This is a genomic window from Rouxiella sp. WC2420 (assembly GCF_041200025.1).
In the GTDB taxonomy this organism is placed as follows: domain Bacteria; phylum Pseudomonadota; class Gammaproteobacteria; order Enterobacterales; family Enterobacteriaceae; genus Rouxiella.
In genome coordinates this window covers 1,413,889-1,435,097 of record NZ_CP165628.1, presented here as the reverse complement: position 1 = coordinate 1,435,097, position 21,209 = coordinate 1,413,889, and the positions used below count along the sequence as shown (strand labels likewise).

Here is a 21,209-nt window from a genome sequence, read left to right as displayed (position 1 = left end):
AAATTTGCGCACAGACTAGCAGACAGTTAAACTTCGCGCACAGCCTAGAATCAAGAGAGTTTTACGTGGATCACATCGCTATCCAACCCGCCGAATTAAGCTGGAACGAACAGGGTACACCTGTTTCCCGACAGTTCGATGACATCTACTTTTCGGAACAGGGTGGCCTGGATGAAACCCGCCACGTGTTTCTTAATGGCAATCATTTTCCACAACGTTTTAGCAGCCATTCCCGCCCGCTTTTGATTATTGCCGAGACCGGGTTTGGTACCGGCTTAAACTTTCTGACTCTTTGGCAATCCTTTAAAGAGTTTCAACTCTCGACGGCAGCGGAATCGCAACAGCAGCTTCATCAGACAACGGTTAAGCGATTACATTTCATCAGTTACGAAAAATTTCCACTTTCGGTCGATGATTTGGAAAAGGCCCATTGCCATTGGCCAGAATTAGCGGTTTATGCTGAAGAACTTAGGCAACAATGGCCTTTACCTTTTGCTGGCTGTCATCGACTGTTGCTTGATGACGGGAGAATTACCCTGGATTTATGGTTTGGCGATGTCACTCACCTGCTGCCTTCCAGCGATCCAAGCCTTTATCAGCAGGTTGATGCCTGGTTCCTCGACGGCTTTGCCCCTTCGAAGAATCCAGAGATGTGGAGCGACCCACTGTTTGCCGCAATGGCCAGACTGACTCGCCCACAAGGCACTTTTGCCACATTTACCGCTGCCGGATTCGTAAGGCGTGGATTGCAGGCTGCCGGATTTAACGTCAGCAAGGTTAAAGGTCATGGCAAAAAGCGCGAGATGCTCAGCGGTTGGCGAGAAATCGCTGAAAAAGCGCCGCATGCTATGCCCTGGTACCAGCGCCCGGCGGCGGATAATCCGCAGGATGTGGCAATTGTCGGCGGCGGCGTGGCCAGCGCCCTGCTCTCGCTGGCGCTGCTGCGTCGCGGTTATCGGGTCACACTGTATTGCGAAGACCCTCAGCCTGCACAGGGCGCTTCGGGCAATCGTCAAGGCGCAGTTTATCCGCTGCTCAACGGCGGACACGACGCCATCGAGCAGTTTTTTGCCCACGCTTTTACCTTTGCCCGCCGTCAATACTCTCTTTTCTCTGCACAAGGCCTCGCATTCGATAACGATTGGTGTGGCGTGGCACAATTGGCCTATGACGACAAGAGTCAGAGCAAAATCGACAAAATGCTGGCGGGAGATTGGCCGCATAGTCTGGCAACAGCGCTTGATGCGGCACAGTTTGGCGAAGCGGTTGGGCTAGATACCGGCCATGGCGGCGTGGGTTATCCGCTGGGGGGCTGGTTATGCCCTGCTGAACTAACGGCGCAGGCTATCGAGTATGCACAATCGTTGGGTTTAGAGGTGCATTATCAGCATCAAGTGACCCGCATTGGCGCTATCGCCGGTACTGAAATCGATAACGTCGAAAACGAGAGTCTCGAAACCGATAACACTGGCTGGAAGCTAAATTTCGCCGCGGGCAACGGGGCTATACATGCAACATTAGTGCTGGCAAATGGCGCGGCAATCAACGGGTTTGAACAAACCTCGAAACTGCCGGTTTACGCGGTCAGTGGTCAGGTTTCACATATTCCAACCACCCCGCAGCTGAGCAGGCTCAAACAAGTATTATGCTACGACGGCTATCTGACGCCGGTTAATCCCGCTAACCAGCAACACTGTATTGGCGCCAGCTATCACCGCGCCGAGCAACGTCCGCTTTACCGTGAGGAAGACCAGCAGCAGAATCGCCAACGTCTCATCGATTGCCTGCCCCAAGAAAAGTGGCCGCAGGGGGTGGACGTCAGCGAGAGAAAGGCGCGTAACGGTGTGCGCTGCGCCACGCGCGATCACCTGCCGATGATTGGTAGCATTCCAGATTATGATGCTCTGCTTGCTACCTATGCTGATTTGCCGCAGCAGATGCAGCAGCAACAGGCCGTTGTGCCCTCGCCGGTTTACCGCAACTTATTTATGCTCGGCGCTTTAGGTTCGCGTGGCTTAAGCTCGGCACCGCTGGCCGCTGAGATACTGGCCGCACAAATTGCGGGAGAGCCGCTGCCCGCAGAATCCTCGACACTGGCGGCGCTAAATCCTAACCGCATGTGGGTCAGAAAACTGCTCAAAGGTCGCCCGGTCACTCATCTCGATTGAGTCTGAAATCACGAGCTACGGGCGTAAAAAAGGGCCGTAATGGCCCTTTTCTGTATTTGCAGTGAATGCAAAAATTAACGCTCGGTTTCTGGCAATGCTTTTTGATAAAGGTTTTCCCACATCCCGAGAACCAGAATCTGGTCACGCGGAGAAAGCTCTCCCGCCTGAATCGCCTTGTCCAGACTCGACTGCACTCGCGCCTTGAGCTGCTCGGAAGTGTTCTCGCCGTGGGCTTCAGCCTCGGCGACAGAAACGGTCAAATGGCCTTGCAGATAACCGCTGGCAAACAGCTCATCATCGGTGGCGCTTTCAACCATGTCTTCAATTAGCGCGAAAATACGCCCTTCAAATTCAGCAATCATCCTCTTCCTCTTCCTTAAACGACTCTGCGCTCAGCGGCGCGGTGTGGTAATACGCTTGTAACGCATTGATAAAGCGCGCCGGGCGTTCAGGTATCCCCTTTTCAAGCGTCCTCAGCACCTCTTCGCGAACTTTACGTTGAAAACCAAGGCGGTCAGGTTCGCAATCGCCGCTCAGATTGTCACAGCTCACATTAAAGTTAAAGCCCGCAGCGGCACAGAACATCCATTCATATGACTGAGGTTTTATTTCGACCTTTTCAAATTCGCCTTGCGTCTGTGCATCGCGGCCATCCGGACAGTACCAGTAACCGAAATCCACTAGCTTGCGCCTTTCTGCTCCGGCCACGCACCAGTGGGAGATCTCGTGTAGCGCGCTGGCATAGTAACCGTGTGCGAAAACGATGCGGTTGTAGTCTTCCTGCTCATCTGCCGGAAGATAAATCGGTTCGTCATCGCCGCGGATTAAACGCGTGTTGAAATCCTCGCTGAAACAGCGGTCAAAAATATCAATAACTTCCTGATAATGATGCTTTTCAATTAACTCTGACATAGTGACTGACTAACTCAAAATAAAGCGATAAATACAAAATTCTGATTACAGCTGACCGGCATGGTGATCGAGCAATGACTGACAGATAGCCGGCAACGGTGGCGGCTCGCGCTTGACGGGAACACCGCTGCCCGGTTTCGGCGGCAGGAACCAGCTTTGCAGCTCGGCACCGCAGCCGTCACCTGGAGGAGGCGGTGGCTGGTTTTCGCAGTTGTGGTCGCCGACAGGGCAACGTAGGCGAACGTGCATGTGTGCGCGATGACCAAACCACGGTCTGACCTTGTGCAACCACTCGCGGGAACTACCCGCATCGGCGCAAAGCTGCTGTTTAATCGCAGGATTTACAAAAATGCGCACCACGTCGGTATCCTGCGCCGCCAGTTTAATCAGCGTTTCGATTTGCGGCTGCCACTGGTTTTTAACAATGCTTTTGCCATCACGGCTGACTAAATCGATCGGCTGCGGCTTTAACAGCTGTTGTTCGGTCCAGCGTTTGCGCGGCATTTGCAGCCAGATATCCACATCCAGACCAGACTGATGACTGGCGTGACCGCTGCTGAAACGCCCGCCCGCAGGCATCGCCATATCACCAATCAGCACGGTGCCTAGCCCTTCGCGATTGGCCTCGGACGACAGGCGTTTGATAAATGTCAGCAGATCCGGCTGACCGAAGAAACGGTGCTGATCCGTGCGCATCACCTGATAATCTGGTGAGTTGAGCGCAAGCGGTTTCGCACCAATCTGGCAGCCATTCGCATAGCTGCCCACGGCCTGAGGTGCTCCGGCGATAGGCTGGGTAATTCGCTGCCACGGCGTCACGGCTAACGCAGGAAGCGCGGCGGCCAAAGCCAATAACCCTATCAAAACATTGTTAATTCGCATTGTTTACAAGCACCCCTGCGCTAACCGGTTTTTACTCGAGTCGTTACCAACGAGGAACGCTGGAATTGACATCTCCGCACTGTGCTCGCTGGCGCAGCAGGTGATCCATCAACACGATAGCCATCATCGCTTCGGCAATCGGCACGGCGCGAATTCCAACGCAAGGATCATGACGCCCCTTGGTGATCATCTCGACCTGCTCGCCTTCGCGATTAATGGTGCGACCCGGCACGGTAATGCTCGATGTTGGTTTCAACGCCAGGTGTGCCACAATCGGCTGACCGCTGCTGATACCGCCAAGAATGCCGCCTGCGTGGTTGCTTTCAAAGCCCTGCGGCGTGATTTCGTCGCGGTTTTCGCTACCGCGTTTGTTCACTACGGCAAACCCATCACCAATTTCGACGCCTTTCACCGCATTGATGCTCATTAGCGCGTGGGCGATGTCGGCATCCAGACGGTCAAACACTGGCTCGCCCAGCCCCGTTGGCACGTTTTCAGCCACCACGGTTATTTTGGCACCGATAGAATCACCGGCCTTTTTCAGCTCGCGCATCAGTTCGTCGAGCGCGACCAGCTTAGATTCATCCGGGCAAAAGAACGGATTGGTTTCGACCAAGTCCCAGTCTATTAGCTCACAGTTGATATCACCCATCTGCGACATGTATCCGCGCACCTGCACGCCAAACTTCTGCGCCAGATATTTTTTTGCCACCGCACCGGCCGCGACGCGCATCGCGGTTTCGCGAGCAGAAGAACGACCGCCACCGCGATAGTCGCGAGTGCCGTACTTTTGCTCATAGGTATAATCGGCATGACCAGGGCGGAATACGTCTTTGATTGCGCTGTAATCCTGTGAACGCTGGTCGGTATTTTCGATCATCAGACCAATGCTGGTGCCAGTCGTCACGCCTTCGAATACGCCGGACAAAATTTTCACTTCATCGGCTTCGCGACGCTGGGTGGTGTAACGTGACGTGCCGGGACGGCGGCGATCGAGGTCATGCTGAATATCTGCCTCGGTCAGTGGAATGCCCGGAGGCACGCCGTCAATTATACATCCCAGCGCAATACCGTGGGATTCACCAAAAGTAGTGACGCGGAAAAACTGCCCAATACTGTTCCCTGCCATCACGGCTCCTTAACGATTAGTTAAACTGTTTAAAATCAATAGAATTCTGACGACTGCTACTTGCGGAACATGCTGAAATTTTCGGCACAGTCGATTAGCTGCTGTTTGGTCAGCATAAATACGCCTTCGCCGCCGTTTTCGAACTCCAGCCAAGTGAACGGGACATCTGGATATTGATCCATCAGATGTATCATGCTGTTGCCCACTTCACAAATCAGCACGCCGTCATCGGTCAGGTAATCCGGGGCACAGGCCAAAATACGGCGAGTCAGCTTGAGGCCATCGGAACCCGATGCCAGACCCAGCTCAGGCTCGTGACGATATTCGTCAGGTAAATCGGCCATGTCATCTTCATCGACGTATGGCGGATTGGTGACAATCAGGTCGTATTGCAGCTGTGGCAAATCGCGGAACAAATCGGAACGGATAGGCGTGACCCACTGCTCGATACAGTGAGTATCAATATTTCGCTCAGCCACCGCCAACGCATCGGCAGAGATATCAACTGCATCGACTTCGGTTTCAGGGAATGCGTAGGCACAGGCGATTGCGATACAGCCGCTGCCGGTACACATATCCAAAATATGAGCAGGCTGATGCTGCAAAATGCCCGCGAAACGGTTATTGATCAACTCGCCGATGGGCGAACGCGGCACCAACACGCGCTCGTCAACGTAGAATTCCATGCCGCAGAACCAGGCTTTGTTAGTCAGGTAGGCCACCGGTACACGCTCGTTAACGCGGCGGATCACGCGTTCAACGATACGGTGGCGCTCGCTGGAGGTCAGGCGCGCGGTGTGCATGTCTTCAGGGATGTCGAGCGGTAAAAACACGCTTGGCAGCACGAGTTGTACGGCTTCGTCCCAGGGATTGTCCGTTCCGTGGCCGTAATAAACGTTAGCGGCATTCAGGCGGCTGACGGTCCAGCGCAGCATATCCTGAATGGTATGCAGCTCACTGACGGCTTCGTCGACGAATATTTTGTCCAATTTTCTCTCCTGGGGTACGGCGGGTGGCCTTGTGTTGCAGCCATAAAATTTCCGCATAGTTTGCCACGAAGGCGGCAACAAATCAGTAATAATCCCGCCAAATCGATACCCAAAGCAATTGGCATTATTGCAAGGCGGCAAGTGCGTGAATCCTGGGGACTTACTAAAGCAAGCGACTGAGATGAGTAAACGTAGCCAGCATGGCCACAGCTTCAATTACCCAAGGTATAAGAGTTTTATTTAGAAAGGAGGACGCGAGCAGGTACACTACAAAAATGTGCGACGAATGATGACATTACGATGAAGAAAAAATATTCACTGAACAAGGAAGATCTGGCCTTGTTTCGTGAGGCTGTGCCGGGCACCAAGCGGTTGAAAAACGACACAATTACACACAAGCCGGTAAAAAAACCTCAGGTTATCTCTTCTCCAAAGCGTTTGCTTCAGGAGCAGGTTGATGCCACCTATTATTTCTCTGACGAATTCCAGCCGATGCTGGATAACGAAGGGCCGGTGCGCTATGTCAGGCAAGACGTCAGCTATTTTGAACTTAAAAAACTGCGTCGCGGAGATTACTCCCCCGAGCTGTTTTTAGATTTGCATGGTTTAACCCAGCTTGAGGCGAAAAAAGAATTGGGGGCGCTGGTTGCCGCCTGCCGTCGCGAACACGTGCACTGTGCCTGTGTAATGCACGGGCACGGTAAACATATTCTAAAGCAGCAAACACCGCTGTGGTTGGCGCAACATCCTGATGTTGAGGCTTTTCATCAGGCACCTCGGGAATTCGGCGGCAATGCGGCGCTGCTGGTACTTGTTGAGCTTGACGATAAAACCCCTCAAGATTTATAGCCAGAAAATATTCCCCAGTCTGCTCTGACATTTGGCTGAAATATTTCATCGGCACAATAGCAAAAGGCACAGCAAGCTGTGCCTTTGAGCGGTGGGCCAGACTGAAATCATCAGCAGGCTTTGGCAATTACCTGAGAAGGGCTGTACTGCCAATCAAAACTGCCCTGCCCGGTATCGGCGTTGATTTCAACGCTGGCCATTGCAGAGGTAGCAAACATTGGAGGGCAGTGCCCTGGGCACAGTTCAGCCACCAGGTAACCTACCAGGGGTAAGTGAGACACCACGAGTACGGAGCTTACCCCCTCTTTTGCCAAGGCTTGAAGCTCTTCTGCAACCTGAGCAGGATCGCCGCTCGGCGTCAGTTCGGACAACACATCAACCTTTTCGGGAAGCGTGATCGCCTGACGGACTTTTTCCAACGTTTGCTGCGCCCTGAGATAAGGACTCACCAGCACGCGCTGAATTTTTACCGAACGCCCATTAAGCCAGGACGCCATACATACTGTTTCGTCACATCCACAATCGGTAAGAGGTCTTACTGAATCGCTGGCCGCATCAAGAGCAGCCTCACCGTGACGCATAATTACAACTTGCATATTGCACCGCTTTTGTTAACAAAAATAGCGCTATACAGAAACGCTTCGCGTGCTGTATTACCCTTCTGCCCACATCCTAGCAGGGCACTACACCAACACCAACATCTTCAAAATGAGCGGTCTGTATTGCGGCCGGGCATTTTGCCTGAAAGTCTTTGCAAATAAAACGCTGTTTTTTACACCAACTATTAAAAGATGTAAATAGGCTCTTTCATTTCACAGCCTAGCTGCCGAGTCGTTAATCGATGCTGCTTTTAGTGGCGAACTATCGCTCAACAATTACCAGAATCGATGAATTAAGCCGTGATACAGATCACACTAACATTCTAAAATTTAGGTGGCGGACTGCGACAAAGACTGACTATTTTACGCTCAATTGATCAGCTATACAATTTTTGTCCATTTTCAGCCCTGGAGACTAATCCTTGGCAGGGGGCAAAACGCTCACCAAACTGCTGCTGCAAAGCCTGCAAGTTTTTCAACAGGCGGTCTGCTCCCAGGCTGTCGATATAACGCATTGGGCCGCCCAAAAATGGCGGGAAGCCGATGCCGAAAACGGCACCAATATCGGCGTCACGCGGGCTATGTATTGTGCCATCGTCAAGGCAACGCAGCGCTTCGTTTAGCATCAGCGCGACGCAGCGATCGGCGATTTGTTGAGAAGTTTGTTTATTTTTAGGCGTGACATTTAAAAGCCCATAAATAGAAGGGTCAGGCTGCTTAATACTCTCTTTTCGCCTCTTCGAGTTGTAAAGGTAAAAGCCCCGACTGTTTTTGCGGCCTTTCCTGTCATCTCTGATAATGGCATCAAGTTCTTTTGGCGCAGCAAAACGCTCCCCGAAAGCGGCTGCAAGAATTGGAATGATTTTAGTGCCGACATCAATCCCGACCTCATCCAGCAGCTGTAACGGGCCAACAGGGAAACCAAAATCCATCAGCGACTTATCGATGTGTTCGATAGTTTCCCCTTCAATCAAGCAGCGTGTCGCCTCATTAATATAGGGAGCCAAAATACGATTGACGTAAAACCCGGCGCTGTCACCTACCACGATGGCCGTTTTGCCCTGCTTTCTTGCAAAGGCCACGGTGGTAGCGATAGTTTGGGCACTGGTTTTAGCGTGAGGAATAATCTCCACCAGCGGCATTTTATCGACTGGACTGAAATAATGCAGACCAATGACCTGCTCGGGCCTTGCGGCACTGCTGGCAATCTCATGAATAGGTAAAGAAGAGGTGTTTGAGGCAAAAATAGTATGCTGGGCAGCATTTTCCTCAACCTCGCGGATCATCCTTTGCTTGAGTTCTAAATCTTCAAATACCGCCTCAATGACGAGATCAGTCTGGTTAAAGCCACTATAATCGGTTGCACCTGAAAGCAGCATCATCTGGCGTTGCAATTCGGTGCGTTTCAAATAGCCACGCCTGGCTTTTTTCTGCAATAAATCCCAGCTATATTTCAGAGAATTGCTAATGCCTTGCTGATTAATATCTTTGATTCTCACCGGCAAGCCAGCCTTGGTTATCGTTACGCCAGCAATCCCCCCGCCCATCAATCCGCCCCCTAAAACCGCCACTTTATTGATGGTTAATGGCTCAGCCTCGGCACCAAAATCTTTTTTCAAGGCGGTAGTCGCGAAAAATATGCTGCGCAAAGCGGCAGATTCAGGCGTCATTACCAGTTCGCCAAAAGCCTTCGCTTCAGCGGCATATCCGTTACCACTGCCCTGAGTTAGCCCGATGTGGACGACATCAATGATCTTTTCTGTCGCTGGATAATGCCCTTTTGACTTGGCCCGCGTTTGTTTGCGCACCAGATGGAACAGCACAGCTCTGCCCAAAGGCCCCTGCATAATGCTGTCTTTATAAGACAACGCTCTTTCGGCCTGATGCCCTTTTCGGACCAGCTCAACTGCCGTTTGCAGCAAAATGGATTGCGGCACCGCGTCATCGACCAACCCCATTCGGCGTGCCTGTTTTGCACGCAGACTTCGCCCGGTTAACATCAAATCCAGGGCTTTGGCTGCACCAATTAATCGCGGCAACCGCTGAGTCCCGCCGGAACCAGGCAGCAGTCCAAGTTGAACCTCAGGCAAACCGAGCTGAGTTTTATCATCCAGCGAACAGATGCGGCTATGGCAGGCCAGCGCCAGCTCAAGGCCGCCACCCAGACACGCGCCGTGGATCGCAGCCACCACTGGCAGTTTAAAGCTGGCAATTTGCGCCATCACCTGTTGCCCTTTTTTCGCCAGCGCTTCGGCTTCACTGGCCTGCTGACAGCGGGCAATCATGCTGATATCAGCACCGGCAATAAATGAATCTTTTTTACCGGAGACAAAAATCAGCCCTTTGAGATTGGCGTGCTGCTGGGCGCTGTGCAAGATGCCGTGGATTTGCTCGGCAAACTCCGCCTTTAGGGTATTCACTTTTTCATCAGGCACATCAATAGTAATGATGCCAATATCATCGGCAGTGAAATATAAGGTAAAGGCTGAAGATGGCGCACTGTCGGTGAGTTCAGCCGGAGAAATCAGCATTTTTTGAGTCATTCTTCCACCTCCAGAATCATCGCCGCACCTAATCCTCCCGCCGCGCAGGCGGTGGTTAAACCAAGTTTTCCGCCCCGGCGACGCAGTTCGTGCAGAGTTTGCGTAATCATGCGTGCGCCAGTGGCGGCAAACGGATGACCATAGGCCAGCGAACCGCCCAGTACGTTGAATTTTTCCCAATCAATTTCGCCGATTGCCTGCTCTCGCCCCAGCTTTTCCCTGGCAAACTGCTGACTGGCAAACATCTTGATATTGGCCAACGTCTGCGCGGCAAATGCCTCATGCATTTCAATTAAATCCATATCATTCAGAGCCAACCCTGCGCGCTCTAGCGCCAAAGGCGTAGCGTAAGCAGGTCCCAATAGCATGTCTTCCCAAACGTCGATGGCTGCAAAGGCAAAACTGCGCAAATAACCCAGCGGTTTTAGCCCCAGCGTTTTAGCTTTCGATTCGCTCATCAGCAAAATCGCCGCCGCTCCATCAGTCAGCGGTGTGCTGGTTGCTGCGGTTACCGTGCCGTGTTTTCTGTCAAACGCCGGACGCAGCCGGGCATATTGTTCAATGCTTGAATCAAAACGAATATTGTTATCCCGCTCCAGCACCTCTTTATAAGGCGGAACGTGCGCACTCATCACCTGTGAATCGAGCCATCCCTCCTCCCAGGCTTTGGCCGCCAGCTGATGTGAACGATGAGCCAACTCATCTTGCTGTTGACGGGTAATGCCGTGCGATTTTGCCATCTGTTCAGCCGTATCCCCCATTTTTAAGCCGGTGGAATACTCGGCGACCGCCGGAGGAACCGGTAACAAATCGCGGAATCTGAGTTTGGAAAATAGCGCCAGGCGTTGCGAGAGCGTTCGGGCTTTATTGACATCAACCAGCGTGCGCGCCAGGGATTTACTCACCCCGATAGGCAGCACCGACGACGAATCTGCGCCACCGGCAATCCCGACGCTGATGGTGCCAGCCATGATACTTTCCGCCACGTTGGCTACCGCCTGAAAACTGGTTGCACAGGCTCGAGAGACGCTATAGGCATCCGTTGATACGCGCATACCGGTACCCAACACAATCTCGCGCGCGATATTCGGTGCTTCCGGCATTTGCACAACCTGCCCAAATACCAGCTGATCAATCTCGGCAGGGTCGATTCCACTTTTTGCCAGCAGTTCACTGACCACCATTTTGCCTAAATCAACCGCCGGAATACCGTGAAACGCCGTCGCCTGCTTGGCAAAAGGCGTACGCAGGCCATCAATAATGGCAATGCGGCTGCCTTCTCGCGTAACCAATGGAATTGCCTTATTCATGATGACTCCTGATTAAATCGACGCGTCAACAGGTCTGACCTGATGATGTAGTGTTAACCATAGCAGAGACGTTGGCAAAGTCTAAGACGTTGAATTGAGAGCAACAGCAAATTTTGAGGATAGTGATAAAGCGAGGAAATCCGCAGCCTTTCAAGACTACGGATCAAATGGAGCAGTCACTAACGCAGACCAAGCTGGAAGTTGATGGATTCAATCTGGCAGCAAAAAGTAAAGTTGACCTTCAGTTCGACGCCATTTTCCACATCTTTAAACTCGCTGTGGATATCGCAAGCTTCAGATTCAACTCGACGCGCCCGCTGGATTAAATCCTCTACCGCAGATTCGGCGTCAGCACGGCTGGCAAAGACGTTTTGATAAGATGCCGTGCAATCGGTGTTGTCGATAATCGTGCCGACATCAACACAGCAGCAGGCTGCGGTTTCCTGCGCGCTGCACAATGAGCTGGCAGAATTAGGCGATTTGGAGGTGGGTAAATCCGTTTCGGTGTTGAAAATTGACATATTTTCTCCTTTCGGCGCATTGATGCACCTATTAACAGCGCTAATCAATCATAAAAAAGTCGTGATTTAACTTGCCGCCATCTTACTCCTACCCTTAACAGGACGATAGACCATACTTTTAATATGGTTTTTAAGTGACTCAAATCACAGGATTAAAAAGCTGATTTATTTTTCTGATCAATAGTTCAATCGCCATCATAGGTTTTATGAATCTTATTTGTAGTCTTTTTGTTAAGCGGATCTAATTTTTAAAATCTAAATACCAATAAGTGTGAAACAACGTTGCAACATGTGTACAGGTCGGACCTATACTTCGCTCACTGGTCTGATTAGTTGGCCCATTCCGGCCCCACAATCTGCCGCGCACGTCCTTCATAAACACTCCTGCCAGTCAGGATGTTCTATAAAACATAAAATGAGGTTTTGGTCATGAACCAGAAAAACCTGTTTACAAGATCGGCTGTGGCAGCCGCAATGGCACTGGTTTCCACCCAAGTTTATGCGGCAGGATTTCAGTTAAACGAGTATACGGCAGCCGGATTGGGCCGCGCATTTTCCGGTGAAGGCGCAATCGCCGACACCGCCGCTTCGGGCAGTCGTAACCCGGCGACCATGACAATGTTCGACCGCCCTTCATTTTCCGGCGGCGCTATATTTGTCGATCCAAATGTTAAACTGCGCGGTAATTCTCCAGTAACCGGGCAAAGCACAGACGCCGATAACATTGCTCCTACGCAGTGGATACCAAACCTGCATTTCATCATGCCGCTGAATGAAAGTTGGGCAGTAGGGGCGTCTGCGACCTCCAACTATGGCTTGTCTACCGAATTTGATAAAGGATATGCTGCCGGTCCGTTGGCGGGTAAAACCGACCTGCTTACCGAAAATCTTAACCTCAGTGCAGCCTATCGCCTTAACCAGCATTTCAGCTTTGGTCTCGGATTTGATGCGGTCTATGCCAAGGCGAAAATCGAACGCGATGCCGGTGAACTGGTGGCGTTGCAGAGTCGCGGGACCATTCCTGCCGACACTACCGCCGCGCGACTTAACGGTAACCAGTGGGGCTTTGGCTGGAACGCCGGTATTCTCTATGAAATAGATGAAAATAACCGCTACGGTTTGACTTATCGCTCAAAAGTTAACGTCGATTTTAACGGCAATTACCGCAGCGATTTACCGGTTCTAGCCGGTGGCACGGGCGGCAGTACTGAATCAGGTCATTTGAAACTAAATCTGCCAGAGGTTTGGGAAGCATCGGGTTATAACCGCGTCGCGCCGAAATGGGCCGTGCATTATAGCTTGACCTACACCAGCTGGAGCCAATTCCAGCAGCTGAAAGCCACTGGCAATGATGGCAGCACCCTGTTCCAGAAAGAGGAAGGCTATCACGATGTCTACCGTATCGCGTTGGGTACCACTTATTATTACAACGATCAGTGGACATTCCGTACCGGCGTAGCCTTTGATGACAGCCCTGTTCCCGCCGATAACCGCACTATTTCGATTCCCGATCAGGACCGCGTATGGGTCAGCGCCGGTGCAACCTATGCGTTTAACAAAGACGCCTCGGTCGATCTTGGTGTTTCATATATGCACGGTAAGTCGGTACACATCAGCGAAAAAGTCGCCAATGGCGTACCTAATTACGAGTTTGACGCCAAAGGCACCGCGATGCTGTATGGGATGAACTTTAATTACGCATTCTAATTGTTATTTTTTAATAACAGTTTGGTATTTAAATATCCTCAGTACCCATTTTTAAATAATGTCGATATATCACACATTAGATAATTTTGGGTACTCAATAAGCTATAGAATTTTTTGTGTGCGTTTAACCCAATAAATAATGCGCCGTTATAGATCATGAAATTGTCGATATTACTATCCTGGTATATTAATAGGTATGAAGAATCGCTCAATGCTGATGCAGCTCGGTAGTTTAATGCTAGATCTGGCGACTCAAGCATTGCTTTAACTTTCATTGTTAAATCTTGAAATAGAGTGAATTTGTTCAAGCCATAATTAGGATCATAAAGATATAAGTTGGAATGAGCAGAGCCAGTTTCGCGTGAAACACCTATCATTAATTCATGCTCAATACCTTTATCATCAGCAGTGCTTGGTCGCGACTGAATACCCTATAATTTCGCTTTCCTGGGTCTAACGTTGAACTCAGCTTGCTTAACCATTTGCAAAATTTCATCGATTGACTTCATTCCAATCGCTGAAGATACCGACTTAAAATTGATTCTACTGCCTTGTCTTAACCCATTCATCAACCAGTCAACACTGCTATCACGTTCAGCAGCTGAGAGTTAATTTTTAATGAACTGGTTAGGTCAGTAATTTTAAAGATAGACCTAAGGAGGGTTTTAAACAGGCGGAAATGTTCAGCTGAATTTTACAAACGGGTAGATAAATAAGGGGGTAATTTAATAGATTATGCTTAAAAAAAACAAAAAAATAGCGCTGGCGTTTACTGCGTCAGCGCTATTAATTTAGGTAATTTTATCAGTTAGCTGAATCGATACTGTCGAGATCGCCCTGAATCGCTGCTGCGTTCGGGTTGACGACTGGAGTCAGCTTGCCGCCGGACGCCAGGAAGTCATGATGCTGGAAGTACGCGGCGCGAACAAACTCATACGGGTCGGAAGAGTTTTTCAGCAGGCCGTCTGAATCTAGCAACTGAGCACGGGTTTCGATGCCCTGCAACGCCCATTTACCGGCCGTCATCCACCATGTAAGGTAGTTAAGTGGGAAGTAAAGGTCGTCAACAATGCCACCGACGTCTTCACGAGGTGTCGCGCTGCCATAACCTGGCAACACAGCGTAAGGACCGTAGCCCACACCGTAGTGACCCAATGTGCTACCAAAGCGCACAGGATCCTCTTTAGAAAGCTCTGGGTTCGCCATTGACGCAACGTCGATCAGGCCGCCAACGCCCAGGATGGTGTTAATGAAGAAGCGGGTAAAATGCTTGGCGCCGTCATTAATATTCCCTTCCAGGAAACTGTTGACCATCGAGGATGGCTCACTCAGGTTGTCGAAGAAATTGCTCAGTCCGTTGCGCGCGGGCTGTGGCAGGTAATCACGCCATGCCACTGCCACCGGGCGGAGAACGTAAGGATCCAGCACGTTCATGTTGAAGTTGAACATTGAACGGTTAAAACCTTGCAACGGATCCGATCGGCCACCGAGCTGCGGATCAACCGCTTCTGGAGCCGGTGGATGCGCTGCATCTGCTGCCGTTGGCGCTACGCCGAGTGTAGTCGCTTTAGCATTGGGCGCTGATATTGAAGCCGAAGTCGTTGGCGGCGTAGAAGGCGTAACCAGTGATTTTGGTTTATCCGCACAGCCGACCAATAATAATGTGGCAACCGCCAGCCCAGTCAGGCGAAAGTCCATCTTGTTCTCCCTGTTTATGCTTCGGCTCCATTTTTTATGGAACCTGCTGATTAATCTCTATATTGACTTGTCCAGTGCCCGAGAAATCGGTCAGTGGGCTGTCGCCGTACCAGTCGCCTGATGCTGGCGTCGCCAAGCCAGTCTGTGAAATACGCACTCGTACTTTTAATTGGTGTAATGAAGACAGTAAGCGTTCAGGCATCATGGCATTGGTATCATCCACGGTAACGGACAGCGGGAAACGGCTCAGAGGCAGCTTTTTAACTGCAACCGGCACCGGGCTGCTACCATCCGTCACTGAAATAAATACCGTACCCTGCTGCGGTAGCTGATGCTGCGCACGCGGCGACAGCGTTACGGCAACGCCTAGTTTAACCTTATCCATTCCCGATTTGGCTTTAGCCTGCTCAATGCTCGCTTTAACCATTTCAGTACGCTTGTCACCGGCCGGCAAGATCTTCAACATCACCTGCCACGCCCCTATCGCCTGCGGATAGTGACCCTGTTCATATTCATTATAAGCCAGCAAACTCAATACTTGCAGATTACCTTGATTATGCTCAAGCATATCACGCAACATATTGCCACCGTTGATATTATCCTGCGGATCGGTGGAGCGGGTTAGCACGTCAGCATAACCCAGTTTAATATCCATATCATTTGGAGAAAGTGCGTAAGCGCGTGCAAAAGCCTGGGTCGCGGTGCTGGCGTTATTTAATGCCATACCTACGCGGCCCAACATCAGCCAATCTTTAGCGTTATCCGGGTTATCCTGCAAATCAGTGCGCAGGCCCAAACCAAGATCCTGAATATCCAACATATTAAGCGGTTTGGCATTAACGTCGGCTACGCGGGCGCGTAAATCGGGCATTCTGTTCATTACCTGATGCCAGGCGCTAACCTGTCCGAAACCACCGGCATAGAAATAAAAACCAAATGTCACGACTACCAGCATCACCACGCCAGGCGCCAGCGTCCAGCGCGGAATAGGTTTACCCGCCTTGCTGGCCTGCCCCGGAATATCGCTGAGCAGGTTTTCCTGCAATTCCTGAACGAAGATAGGACGCTCGGGCGCAGACACCACGCCCTGCTGCTCGTCTTCTTCCAATTCGGTCAAACGATGATGGTAGAAAGCTTTGTTCAGATCGTCACGCGTGTTTGCGAGATCGTCACGATCGCCGCGAATAACAGGAACGATAAACAGCGCGATACCTACCAGCACCAGCGCAATAATCACCAGCCAAAAAACAATCATGATTCTTTCCTGTCATTTTCGCCGATCAACCGCGCCAGTCGCTGTTGCTCTTGCGAAGACATCTGCTCGCCTGTCTGACGACGACGGGCGCGTAAAATAATGACCAATGCACCTACGATCACAAACAGCGCAGGGCCAACCCACAGGATCAGGGTTGACGGTGTCACTGGCGGTTCGTAGGTCACGAAGTTGCCGTAGCGCGCGACCATGTACTCGACGATCTGCTTGCTAGACTGACCTTCGTTCAGCAATTCGAGAGTCTTTTTGCGCATATCCGCAGCAATGATCGAATCTGAAGCGGCAATATTGGTGTTCTGACATTTCGGGCAACGCAGTTGCTCGGTCAGTTGGCGATATTGCTGCTCCTGCTGCGGAGACTTGAACTGATAAGCATCTATGGCGGCAAATACGCTGAAACTTAACATCAGTCCGAAGATTAACGACAGAATTCTCATGCGTTGCCTCCGTACTTGTTGTACAGCGGGCGAACTTCTTTCTGCCAAACCTGCTCGTTAAGATCTCCGGCATGGCGATAACGCACAATACCGTTGCCGTCGATCAGGAAAGTCTCTGGCGCGCCATACACGCCGAGATCCAGTCCCAGCATGCCGTCACCGTCGTAAAGACTCAGTGCATAAGGGTTACCCAGCGTGTTTAGCCAATTAACCGCTTTGTTGCGATCGTCTTTATAGTTCATGCCGATCACATGCACGCCTTTTGCGGCCAGCGTGTTGAGATAATCATGCTCGGCGCGGCAGGTCGGACACCAGGTCGCCCAGACGTTCAGTAAAATCGGCTTACCGGTGTGGAAAATCGTCTGATCGTAAGTCTTGCCCGGTTCAAACAGCGATTCCAGCTTAAACACTGGCACCGGTTTGCCCACCAGCGCAGACTCGAGCAGCGTCGGGTCATCGCCGTGCGCATTTCGAGTCAGCTGTACCAGGAAAGCCGCCGCGAGCGCCAGAAACAGAAACAGCGGAATAAATAGGATTTTACGGTTCATACTTCCTCCGCCGCCTCTTTGCCCTGACGTTTCAACTTCTTGGTCATGCGATAGCGTGGGTCAAGAATACACAGGATGCCGCCGACGGCCATAAAGATGCCACCCAGCCAGATCCAGCGAACAAACGGTTTGTAATACAGGCGCACGGCCCATGAACCGTCGTCCAGTTCTTCGCCCAGCGCAGCGTAAAGATCGCGCGCCAGATTCCCGTCAATAGCCGCTTCGGTCATCATGCTGTGCGCCACGCTGTAGTAACGTTTTTCGGCATGCAGCACGGTAACGAATTTGCCATTGCGGGTGACGTCGATATTGGCTTCGCCGCCGGTGTAGTTTGGCCCGGTAATGTCGGTAAGATCGCGGAACTCGAAGTGATAACCCTGAATATCCACGGTATCGCCCGCTTTCATGCGCACGTCACGCTCGACGCTGTAGTTCTGACTAAATGAGATACCGATAACGGTCACTGCCACGCCAAGATGCCCGAGGACCATGCCCCAATGGCTGCGAGACAGATGCGTCAGTCCGCGCAAGAAGGTGTGACGATGGGTCGCGCGCTCGTGCAACTCCATCAGCGTGAGCAGAATAACCCACACCGACATCAGCATTCCGACAACCGTCATGCCGACAATTTTGTCCTGCAACAGCCACGGTAAGAGAATCGACAGCAGCAGCGTAACTACCAGCGCGATACCCAGGCGACGCCACAGTTTGCTCGGCTCGTCACGACGCCAGCGCACCAGAGGACCGATTCCCAGCAGCAGCGCCAGCGGAGCCATCAACCAGGTGAACATGGTGTTAAAGAACGGTTCGCCGATAGAAATACTGCCGAGGCCCAGCTGTTTGTGTACCAGCGGCAACAGTGTACCGAGCAGCACCACCAGCATGGCGGCAACCAGTAATACGTTGTTGCCGAGCAGGAAACTTTCACGCGAGTAAGGTTCGTGGCGGCTTGGCGCACGCACCGAATTTCCTTTAATTGCGTAGAGCAGCAGCGAACTGCCAATCACAATCACCAGATAGGCGAGAATAAACATGCCACGCGCCGGGTCTGAGGCAAAGGAGTGTACGGAAACCAGCACGCCAGAACGCACAAGGAAAGTACCCAGCAGGCAGAGTGAGAAGCAAGTGATCGCCAGCAGCACGGTCCAGGCTTTGAAAGTGCCGCGTTTTTCGGTCACTGCCAATGAGTGGATCAGCGCAGTACCGGCAAGCCACGGCATAAACGAGGCATTTTCTACCGGATCCCAGAACCACCAGCCGCCCCAGCCTAATTCGTAATACGCCCAGGCAGAGCCAAGCACGATACCTACAGTCAGAAATACCCAGGCGGCCTGCGTCCAGGGACGCGACCAGCGCGCCCAGGCTGTATCCAGACGACCAGCCATCAGTGAAGCAATGGCGAAGGCAAACGCAACAGAGAAACCCACGTAGCCCATATAAAGGATAGGTGGATGGAAAATCAGGCCAATATCCTGCAATACAGGGTTCAGGTCGCTGCCGTCAATCGGGAAGTTTGGCAGCGTGCGCAGGAACGGGTTGGAAGTCAGCAAAATAAACAGCAGGAAGCCAGTGGTGATAAGCCCCATTACTGCCAATACGCGCGCAACGGCATCGTTTGGCATACGGCGGCTGAACAGCGCCACTGCCGTAGTCCAGCAGCTCAGCAACAGCACCCACAGCAACAGAGAGCCTTCGTGCGCGCCCCAGGTTGCCGCCATACGGTAGTAAACCGGCAAATGAGTGTTGGAGTTGTTGGCCACGTAGGCCACAGAGAAATCATTGACCACAAATGCGTGGACCAGAATGATAAACGCCAGCAGGATGCAGCCGAACATGCCGTAAGACAGCGGACGAGCCATCGCCATCATTCGCTCATCCTGACGCGTAGCGCCCCACTGCGGGTAAATGCTCAGTAATGTCGACAGACCCAATGCCAGACAGAGCGCAAAAGTACCAATTTCAGGGATCATGACTGGCCGTTTCCTTTGGCGGGAGCAACATATGCCGAGGCAGGCCCGGTATGATTATCTTTCATTGCGTCTTCAACTTCTGGTGGCACGTATTTCTCGTCATGCTTGGCAAGAACCTGCTTCGCCATGACGACGTTGTCAGATTCCATCACGCCTTGCGCCACCACGCCCTGCCCTTCACGGAACAGGTCTGGCAAGATGCCGTAATAAGTCACGGCAATAGCGCCACGGGCATCATAGATTTTAAAATGGACTTCAAGGGTTTTGTCGTCGCGTTTTACGGAACCGGGCATCACCATGCCACCGATACGCAAACGCTGGCCAACAAACGGCAATTCATGGTCTTTGCCTTTGCCCTGCAAAATTTCACTTGGTGTATAAAATAAATCAATATTGGAACGTAACGCATACATCACCAATGCAGTTGCCAGCCCCAAACCCACCAGGACCATCAACGCAAGGTACATGCGATTTTTACGACGAGGATTCACGATAACTTCTCCCGGGAGGAGTCCGGCGACCTTACTGCGGCAGTTTTAGCTGCTGCGCTGGCCTGTTTTTTAGATTGACGGATCCGCTGTTCGCGGGACTGACGGCGGCGAATGTCAGCTAACAGCTGACGGCGATACCAGAGGGTATGAATAACAATGCCAAATAAAGAAATCAGGGTAACGATGACCGAGAGCCAGACATAAAACGCGTAGCCACCCATCTCGAAGAAGGCTTGCCAGGTTGGGAATGCAGCGTTCATTATCCGCGCTCCTTATTAACCAGCGACGACACCCAGGGGCGTGTGCGCTCCTGATTGATGATCAGATTGCGTAAACGCATCAGGGTCAGGGTAATAAAGAAGAACAGATAGCCGAATACCGCCCAGAACAGCGGATAGCGCATGCTTGGATCGATAGTCTTGCCAAAGTCGCTTGAACCCTGATGAAGCGTATTCCACCATTGAACCGAGTAATGGATGATTGGAATATTCACCACGCCGACCAGCACCAGAATTCCGGCAGCACGTCCGGCGGTACGTTTGTCTTCAAAAGAGTTATAGAGAGCAATCACGCCAAGATACAGGAACAGTAACACCAGCTCGGAGGTGAGACGCGCGTCCCAGACCCACCAGGTGCCCCACATCGGTTTGCCCCAGGCCGAGCCGGTGACCAACGCGATAAAGGTAAATACTGCACCGACCGGCGCCATCGCTGCCATCGCCAGTTCCGACATTTTCATCTGCCAGACCAGGCCGATAAACGCAGCAATGGCCATTGAGCTATAAATGCCCATGGACCAGATAGCGGCAGGAACGTGGATGTACATGATCCGGTAGCTGTTGCCTTGCTGATAATCAGGAGGTGCGTAGCCAAAGCCCCAGATCCAACCGACCAAAAGGCAAACAATACCCGCGATGGCCAGCCAGGGAATAAAACGGCCGCAGACGTGGTAAAGCCGCTCAGGCCTTGCGAGTTGATGTAACCATTTCCACATTATTTGTCATTGCTCACGTTAAAATTACACTATATTAAATGCCGTAAACCTTTAAATGGGTCACATTGGCGGTCAGGTCCATTGCAGGTGCCTTCCACTCTTTTAGGCATTGCCCCTATTGTTCCCTATAGAGAAGTGTGATGTTAGTCAAAGGTTGCGTTTTTTCAGGCGTATTGTAACCACAAGTAA

Annotated in this window: 20 protein-coding genes; 3 read left to right on the top strand and 17 right to left on the bottom strand. The window is 51.7% G+C overall.

Features of this window, described 5'->3' with window-relative positions; all coding sequences use genetic code 11:
- Positions 1-65 precede the first annotated feature (65 nt).
- Complete coding sequence (mnmC, locus tag AB3G37_RS06765) at positions 66-2,168, top strand: bifunctional tRNA (5-methylaminomethyl-2-thiouridine)(34)-methyltransferase MnmD/FAD-dependent 5-carboxymethylaminomethyl-2-thiouridine(34) oxidoreductase MnmC (RefSeq protein WP_369790107.1); 2,103 nt, start codon at positions 66-68, stop codon at positions 2,166-2,168.
- 74 nt (positions 2,169-2,242) lie between these two features.
- Here mnmC and AB3G37_RS06760 read toward each other — a convergent pair whose 3' ends face one another.
- Genes AB3G37_RS06760 through prmB form a run of 5 tightly spaced genes read right to left on the bottom strand, consistent with a single transcriptional unit; the run spans position 2,243 to position 6,080 of the window.
- Entirely contained in the window at positions 2,243-2,530 is a 288-nt protein-coding gene (locus tag AB3G37_RS06760; RefSeq protein ID WP_009636411.1) for a YfcL family protein, read from the bottom strand.
- Entirely contained in the window at positions 2,520-3,080 is a 561-nt protein-coding gene (locus tag AB3G37_RS06755; RefSeq protein WP_369790106.1) for an elongation factor P hydroxylase, read from the bottom strand. Before AB3G37_RS06755 ends, AB3G37_RS06760 begins: the two co-directional genes overlap by 11 nt.
- A 45-nt stretch (positions 3,081-3,125) precedes the next feature.
- Positions 3,126-3,962, bottom strand: coding sequence for a penicillin-insensitive murein endopeptidase (gene mepA / locus AB3G37_RS06750; protein ID WP_009636409.1), 837 nt, complete (start codon positions 3,960-3,962; stop codon positions 3,126-3,128).
- Between the two features lie 43 nt (positions 3,963-4,005).
- Entirely contained in the window at positions 4,006-5,091 is a 1,086-nt protein-coding gene (gene aroC, locus AB3G37_RS06745; protein ID WP_369790105.1) for a chorismate synthase, read from the bottom strand.
- A 56-nt stretch (positions 5,092-5,147) separates the two neighbouring features.
- Complete coding sequence (gene prmB / locus AB3G37_RS06740; protein WP_369790104.1) at positions 5,148-6,080, bottom strand: 50S ribosomal protein L3 N(5)-glutamine methyltransferase; 933 nt, start codon at positions 6,078-6,080, stop codon at positions 5,148-5,150.
- A gap of 300 nt (positions 6,081-6,380) precedes the next feature.
- Between prmB and smrB the strand changes: the two genes are divergently transcribed.
- Positions 6,381-6,929, top strand: coding sequence for an endonuclease SmrB (gene smrB / locus AB3G37_RS06735; protein ID WP_369790103.1), 549 nt, complete (start codon positions 6,381-6,383; stop codon positions 6,927-6,929).
- A 110-nt stretch (positions 6,930-7,039) separates the two neighbouring features.
- Here the strand turns inward: smrB and sixA are convergent, their stop codons facing one another.
- From sixA to AB3G37_RS06715, 4 genes are all read right to left on the bottom strand, one after another.
- Positions 7,040-7,525 carry a phosphohistidine phosphatase SixA gene (sixA, locus tag AB3G37_RS06730; protein ID WP_009636405.1) on the bottom strand — a complete coding sequence of 162 codons (486 nt, stop codon included), beginning with the start codon at positions 7,523-7,525 and terminating at the stop codon, positions 7,040-7,042.
- A 380-nt stretch (positions 7,526-7,905) separates the two neighbouring features.
- On the bottom strand, positions 7,906-10,071 hold the full coding sequence (fadJ, locus tag AB3G37_RS06725) for a fatty acid oxidation complex subunit alpha FadJ (RefSeq protein WP_369790102.1): 2,166 nt from the start codon (positions 10,069-10,071) through the stop codon (positions 7,906-7,908).
- Positions 10,068-11,381 (bottom strand): acetyl-CoA C-acyltransferase FadI, encoded by a 1,314-nt coding sequence (fadI, locus tag AB3G37_RS06720; protein ID WP_369790101.1) that lies wholly within the window; start codon positions 11,379-11,381, stop codon positions 10,068-10,070. Before fadI ends, fadJ begins: the two co-directional genes overlap by 4 nt.
- A 179-nt stretch (positions 11,382-11,560) precedes the next feature.
- Positions 11,561-11,902: a YfcZ/YiiS family protein gene (locus tag AB3G37_RS06715; protein ID WP_369790100.1), complete on the bottom strand. Its 342-nt coding sequence runs from the start codon at positions 11,900-11,902 to the stop codon at positions 11,561-11,563.
- A gap of 429 nt (positions 11,903-12,331) precedes the next feature.
- Here AB3G37_RS06715 and fadL point away from each other — a divergent pair, with 429 nt between their 5' ends.
- Entirely contained in the window at positions 12,332-13,609 is a 1,278-nt protein-coding gene (gene fadL, locus AB3G37_RS06710; RefSeq protein WP_009636401.1) for a long-chain fatty acid transporter FadL, read from the top strand.
- Positions 13,610-14,413: 804 nt separating this feature from the next.
- Here the strand turns inward: fadL and mlaA are convergent.
- From mlaA to AB3G37_RS06670, 8 genes are read right to left on the bottom strand one after another with little or no spacing between them, the layout of a single operon-like run.
- Positions 14,414-15,307: a phospholipid-binding lipoprotein MlaA gene (gene mlaA, locus AB3G37_RS06705; RefSeq protein WP_009636399.1), complete on the bottom strand. Its 894-nt coding sequence runs from the start codon at positions 15,305-15,307 to the stop codon at positions 14,414-14,416.
- A 34-nt stretch (positions 15,308-15,341) separates the two neighbouring features.
- Positions 15,342-16,562: a c-type cytochrome biogenesis protein CcmI gene (gene ccmI, locus AB3G37_RS06700; RefSeq protein WP_369790099.1), complete on the bottom strand. Its 1,221-nt coding sequence runs from the start codon at positions 16,560-16,562 to the stop codon at positions 15,342-15,344.
- Positions 16,559-17,017, bottom strand: a complete 459-nt coding sequence (locus AB3G37_RS06695; RefSeq protein WP_369790098.1) for a cytochrome c-type biogenesis protein — start codon at positions 17,015-17,017, stop codon at positions 16,559-16,561. Before AB3G37_RS06695 ends, ccmI begins: the two co-directional genes overlap by 4 nt.
- Positions 17,014-17,565: a DsbE family thiol:disulfide interchange protein gene (locus AB3G37_RS06690; RefSeq protein WP_009636396.1), complete on the bottom strand. Its 552-nt coding sequence runs from the start codon at positions 17,563-17,565 to the stop codon at positions 17,014-17,016. The genes AB3G37_RS06695 and AB3G37_RS06690 overlap by 4 nt, the downstream gene beginning before the upstream one ends.
- Positions 17,562-19,535 (bottom strand): heme lyase CcmF/NrfE family subunit, encoded by a 1,974-nt coding sequence (locus AB3G37_RS06685; RefSeq protein WP_369790097.1) that lies wholly within the window; start codon positions 19,533-19,535, stop codon positions 17,562-17,564. Before AB3G37_RS06685 ends, AB3G37_RS06690 begins: the two co-directional genes overlap by 4 nt.
- A complete protein-coding gene (gene ccmE / locus AB3G37_RS06680) occupies positions 19,532-20,026 on the bottom strand; it encodes a cytochrome c maturation protein CcmE (protein WP_009636394.1) in 495 nt (164 codons plus the stop codon). The genes AB3G37_RS06685 and ccmE overlap by 4 nt, the downstream gene beginning before the upstream one ends.
- Positions 20,023-20,286 carry a heme exporter protein CcmD gene (gene ccmD / locus AB3G37_RS06675; protein ID WP_009636393.1) on the bottom strand — a complete coding sequence of 88 codons (264 nt, stop codon included), beginning with the start codon at positions 20,284-20,286 and terminating at the stop codon, positions 20,023-20,025. The genes ccmE and ccmD overlap by 4 nt, the downstream gene beginning before the upstream one ends.
- On the bottom strand, positions 20,286-21,020 hold the full coding sequence (locus AB3G37_RS06670; protein ID WP_009636392.1) for a heme ABC transporter permease: 735 nt from the start codon (positions 21,018-21,020) through the stop codon (positions 20,286-20,288). Before AB3G37_RS06670 ends, ccmD begins: the two co-directional genes overlap by 1 nt.
- Positions 21,021-21,209 lie beyond the last annotated feature (189 nt).

Excerpts from the sequence above, each read along its gene's own strand:
- sixA (WP_009636405.1), bottom strand. The coding sequence starts at position 7,525 with ATGCAAGTTGTAATTATGCGTCACGGTGAGGCTGCTCTTGATGCGGCC.
- mepA (WP_009636409.1), bottom strand. The coding sequence starts at position 3,962 with ATGCGAATTAACAATGTTTTGATAGGGTTATTGGCTTTGGCCGCCGCG.
- AB3G37_RS06690 (WP_009636396.1), bottom strand. The coding sequence starts at position 17,565 with ATGAACCGTAAAATCCTATTTATTCCGCTGTTTCTGTTTCTGGCGCTC.
- AB3G37_RS06715 (WP_369790100.1), bottom strand. The coding sequence starts at position 11,902 with ATGTCAATTTTCAACACCGAAACGGATTTACCCACCTCCAAATCGCCT.
- mlaA (WP_009636399.1), bottom strand. The coding sequence starts at position 15,307 with ATGGACTTTCGCCTGACTGGGCTGGCGGTTGCCACATTATTATTGGTC.
- ccmD (WP_009636393.1), bottom strand. The coding sequence starts at position 20,286 with ATGAACGCTGCATTCCCAACCTGGCAAGCCTTCTTCGAGATGGGTGGC.
- aroC (WP_369790105.1), bottom strand. The coding sequence starts at position 5,091 with ATGGCAGGGAACAGTATTGGGCAGTTTTTCCGCGTCACTACTTTTGGT.
- AB3G37_RS06670 (WP_009636392.1), bottom strand. The coding sequence starts at position 21,020 with ATGTGGAAATGGTTACATCAACTCGCAAGGCCTGAGCGGCTTTACCAC.
- AB3G37_RS06685 (WP_369790097.1), bottom strand. The coding sequence starts at position 19,535 with ATGATCCCTGAAATTGGTACTTTTGCGCTCTGTCTGGCATTGGGTCTG.
- fadI (WP_369790101.1), bottom strand. The coding sequence starts at position 11,381 with ATGAATAAGGCAATTCCATTGGTTACGCGAGAAGGCAGCCGCATTGCC.
- AB3G37_RS06755 (WP_369790106.1), bottom strand. The coding sequence starts at position 3,080 with ATGTCAGAGTTAATTGAAAAGCATCATTATCAGGAAGTTATTGATATT.
- fadJ (WP_369790102.1), bottom strand. The coding sequence starts at position 10,071 with ATGACTCAAAAAATGCTGATTTCTCCGGCTGAACTCACCGACAGTGCG.
- smrB (WP_369790103.1), top strand. The coding sequence starts at position 6,381 with ATGAAGAAAAAATATTCACTGAACAAGGAAGATCTGGCCTTGTTTCGT.
- AB3G37_RS06760 (WP_009636411.1), bottom strand. The coding sequence starts at position 2,530 with ATGATTGCTGAATTTGAAGGGCGTATTTTCGCGCTAATTGAAGACATG.
- ccmI (WP_369790099.1), bottom strand. The coding sequence starts at position 16,562 with ATGATTGTTTTTTGGCTGGTGATTATTGCGCTGGTGCTGGTAGGTATC.
- AB3G37_RS06695 (WP_369790098.1), bottom strand. The coding sequence starts at position 17,017 with ATGAGAATTCTGTCGTTAATCTTCGGACTGATGTTAAGTTTCAGCGTA.
- fadL (WP_009636401.1), top strand. The coding sequence starts at position 12,332 with ATGAACCAGAAAAACCTGTTTACAAGATCGGCTGTGGCAGCCGCAATG.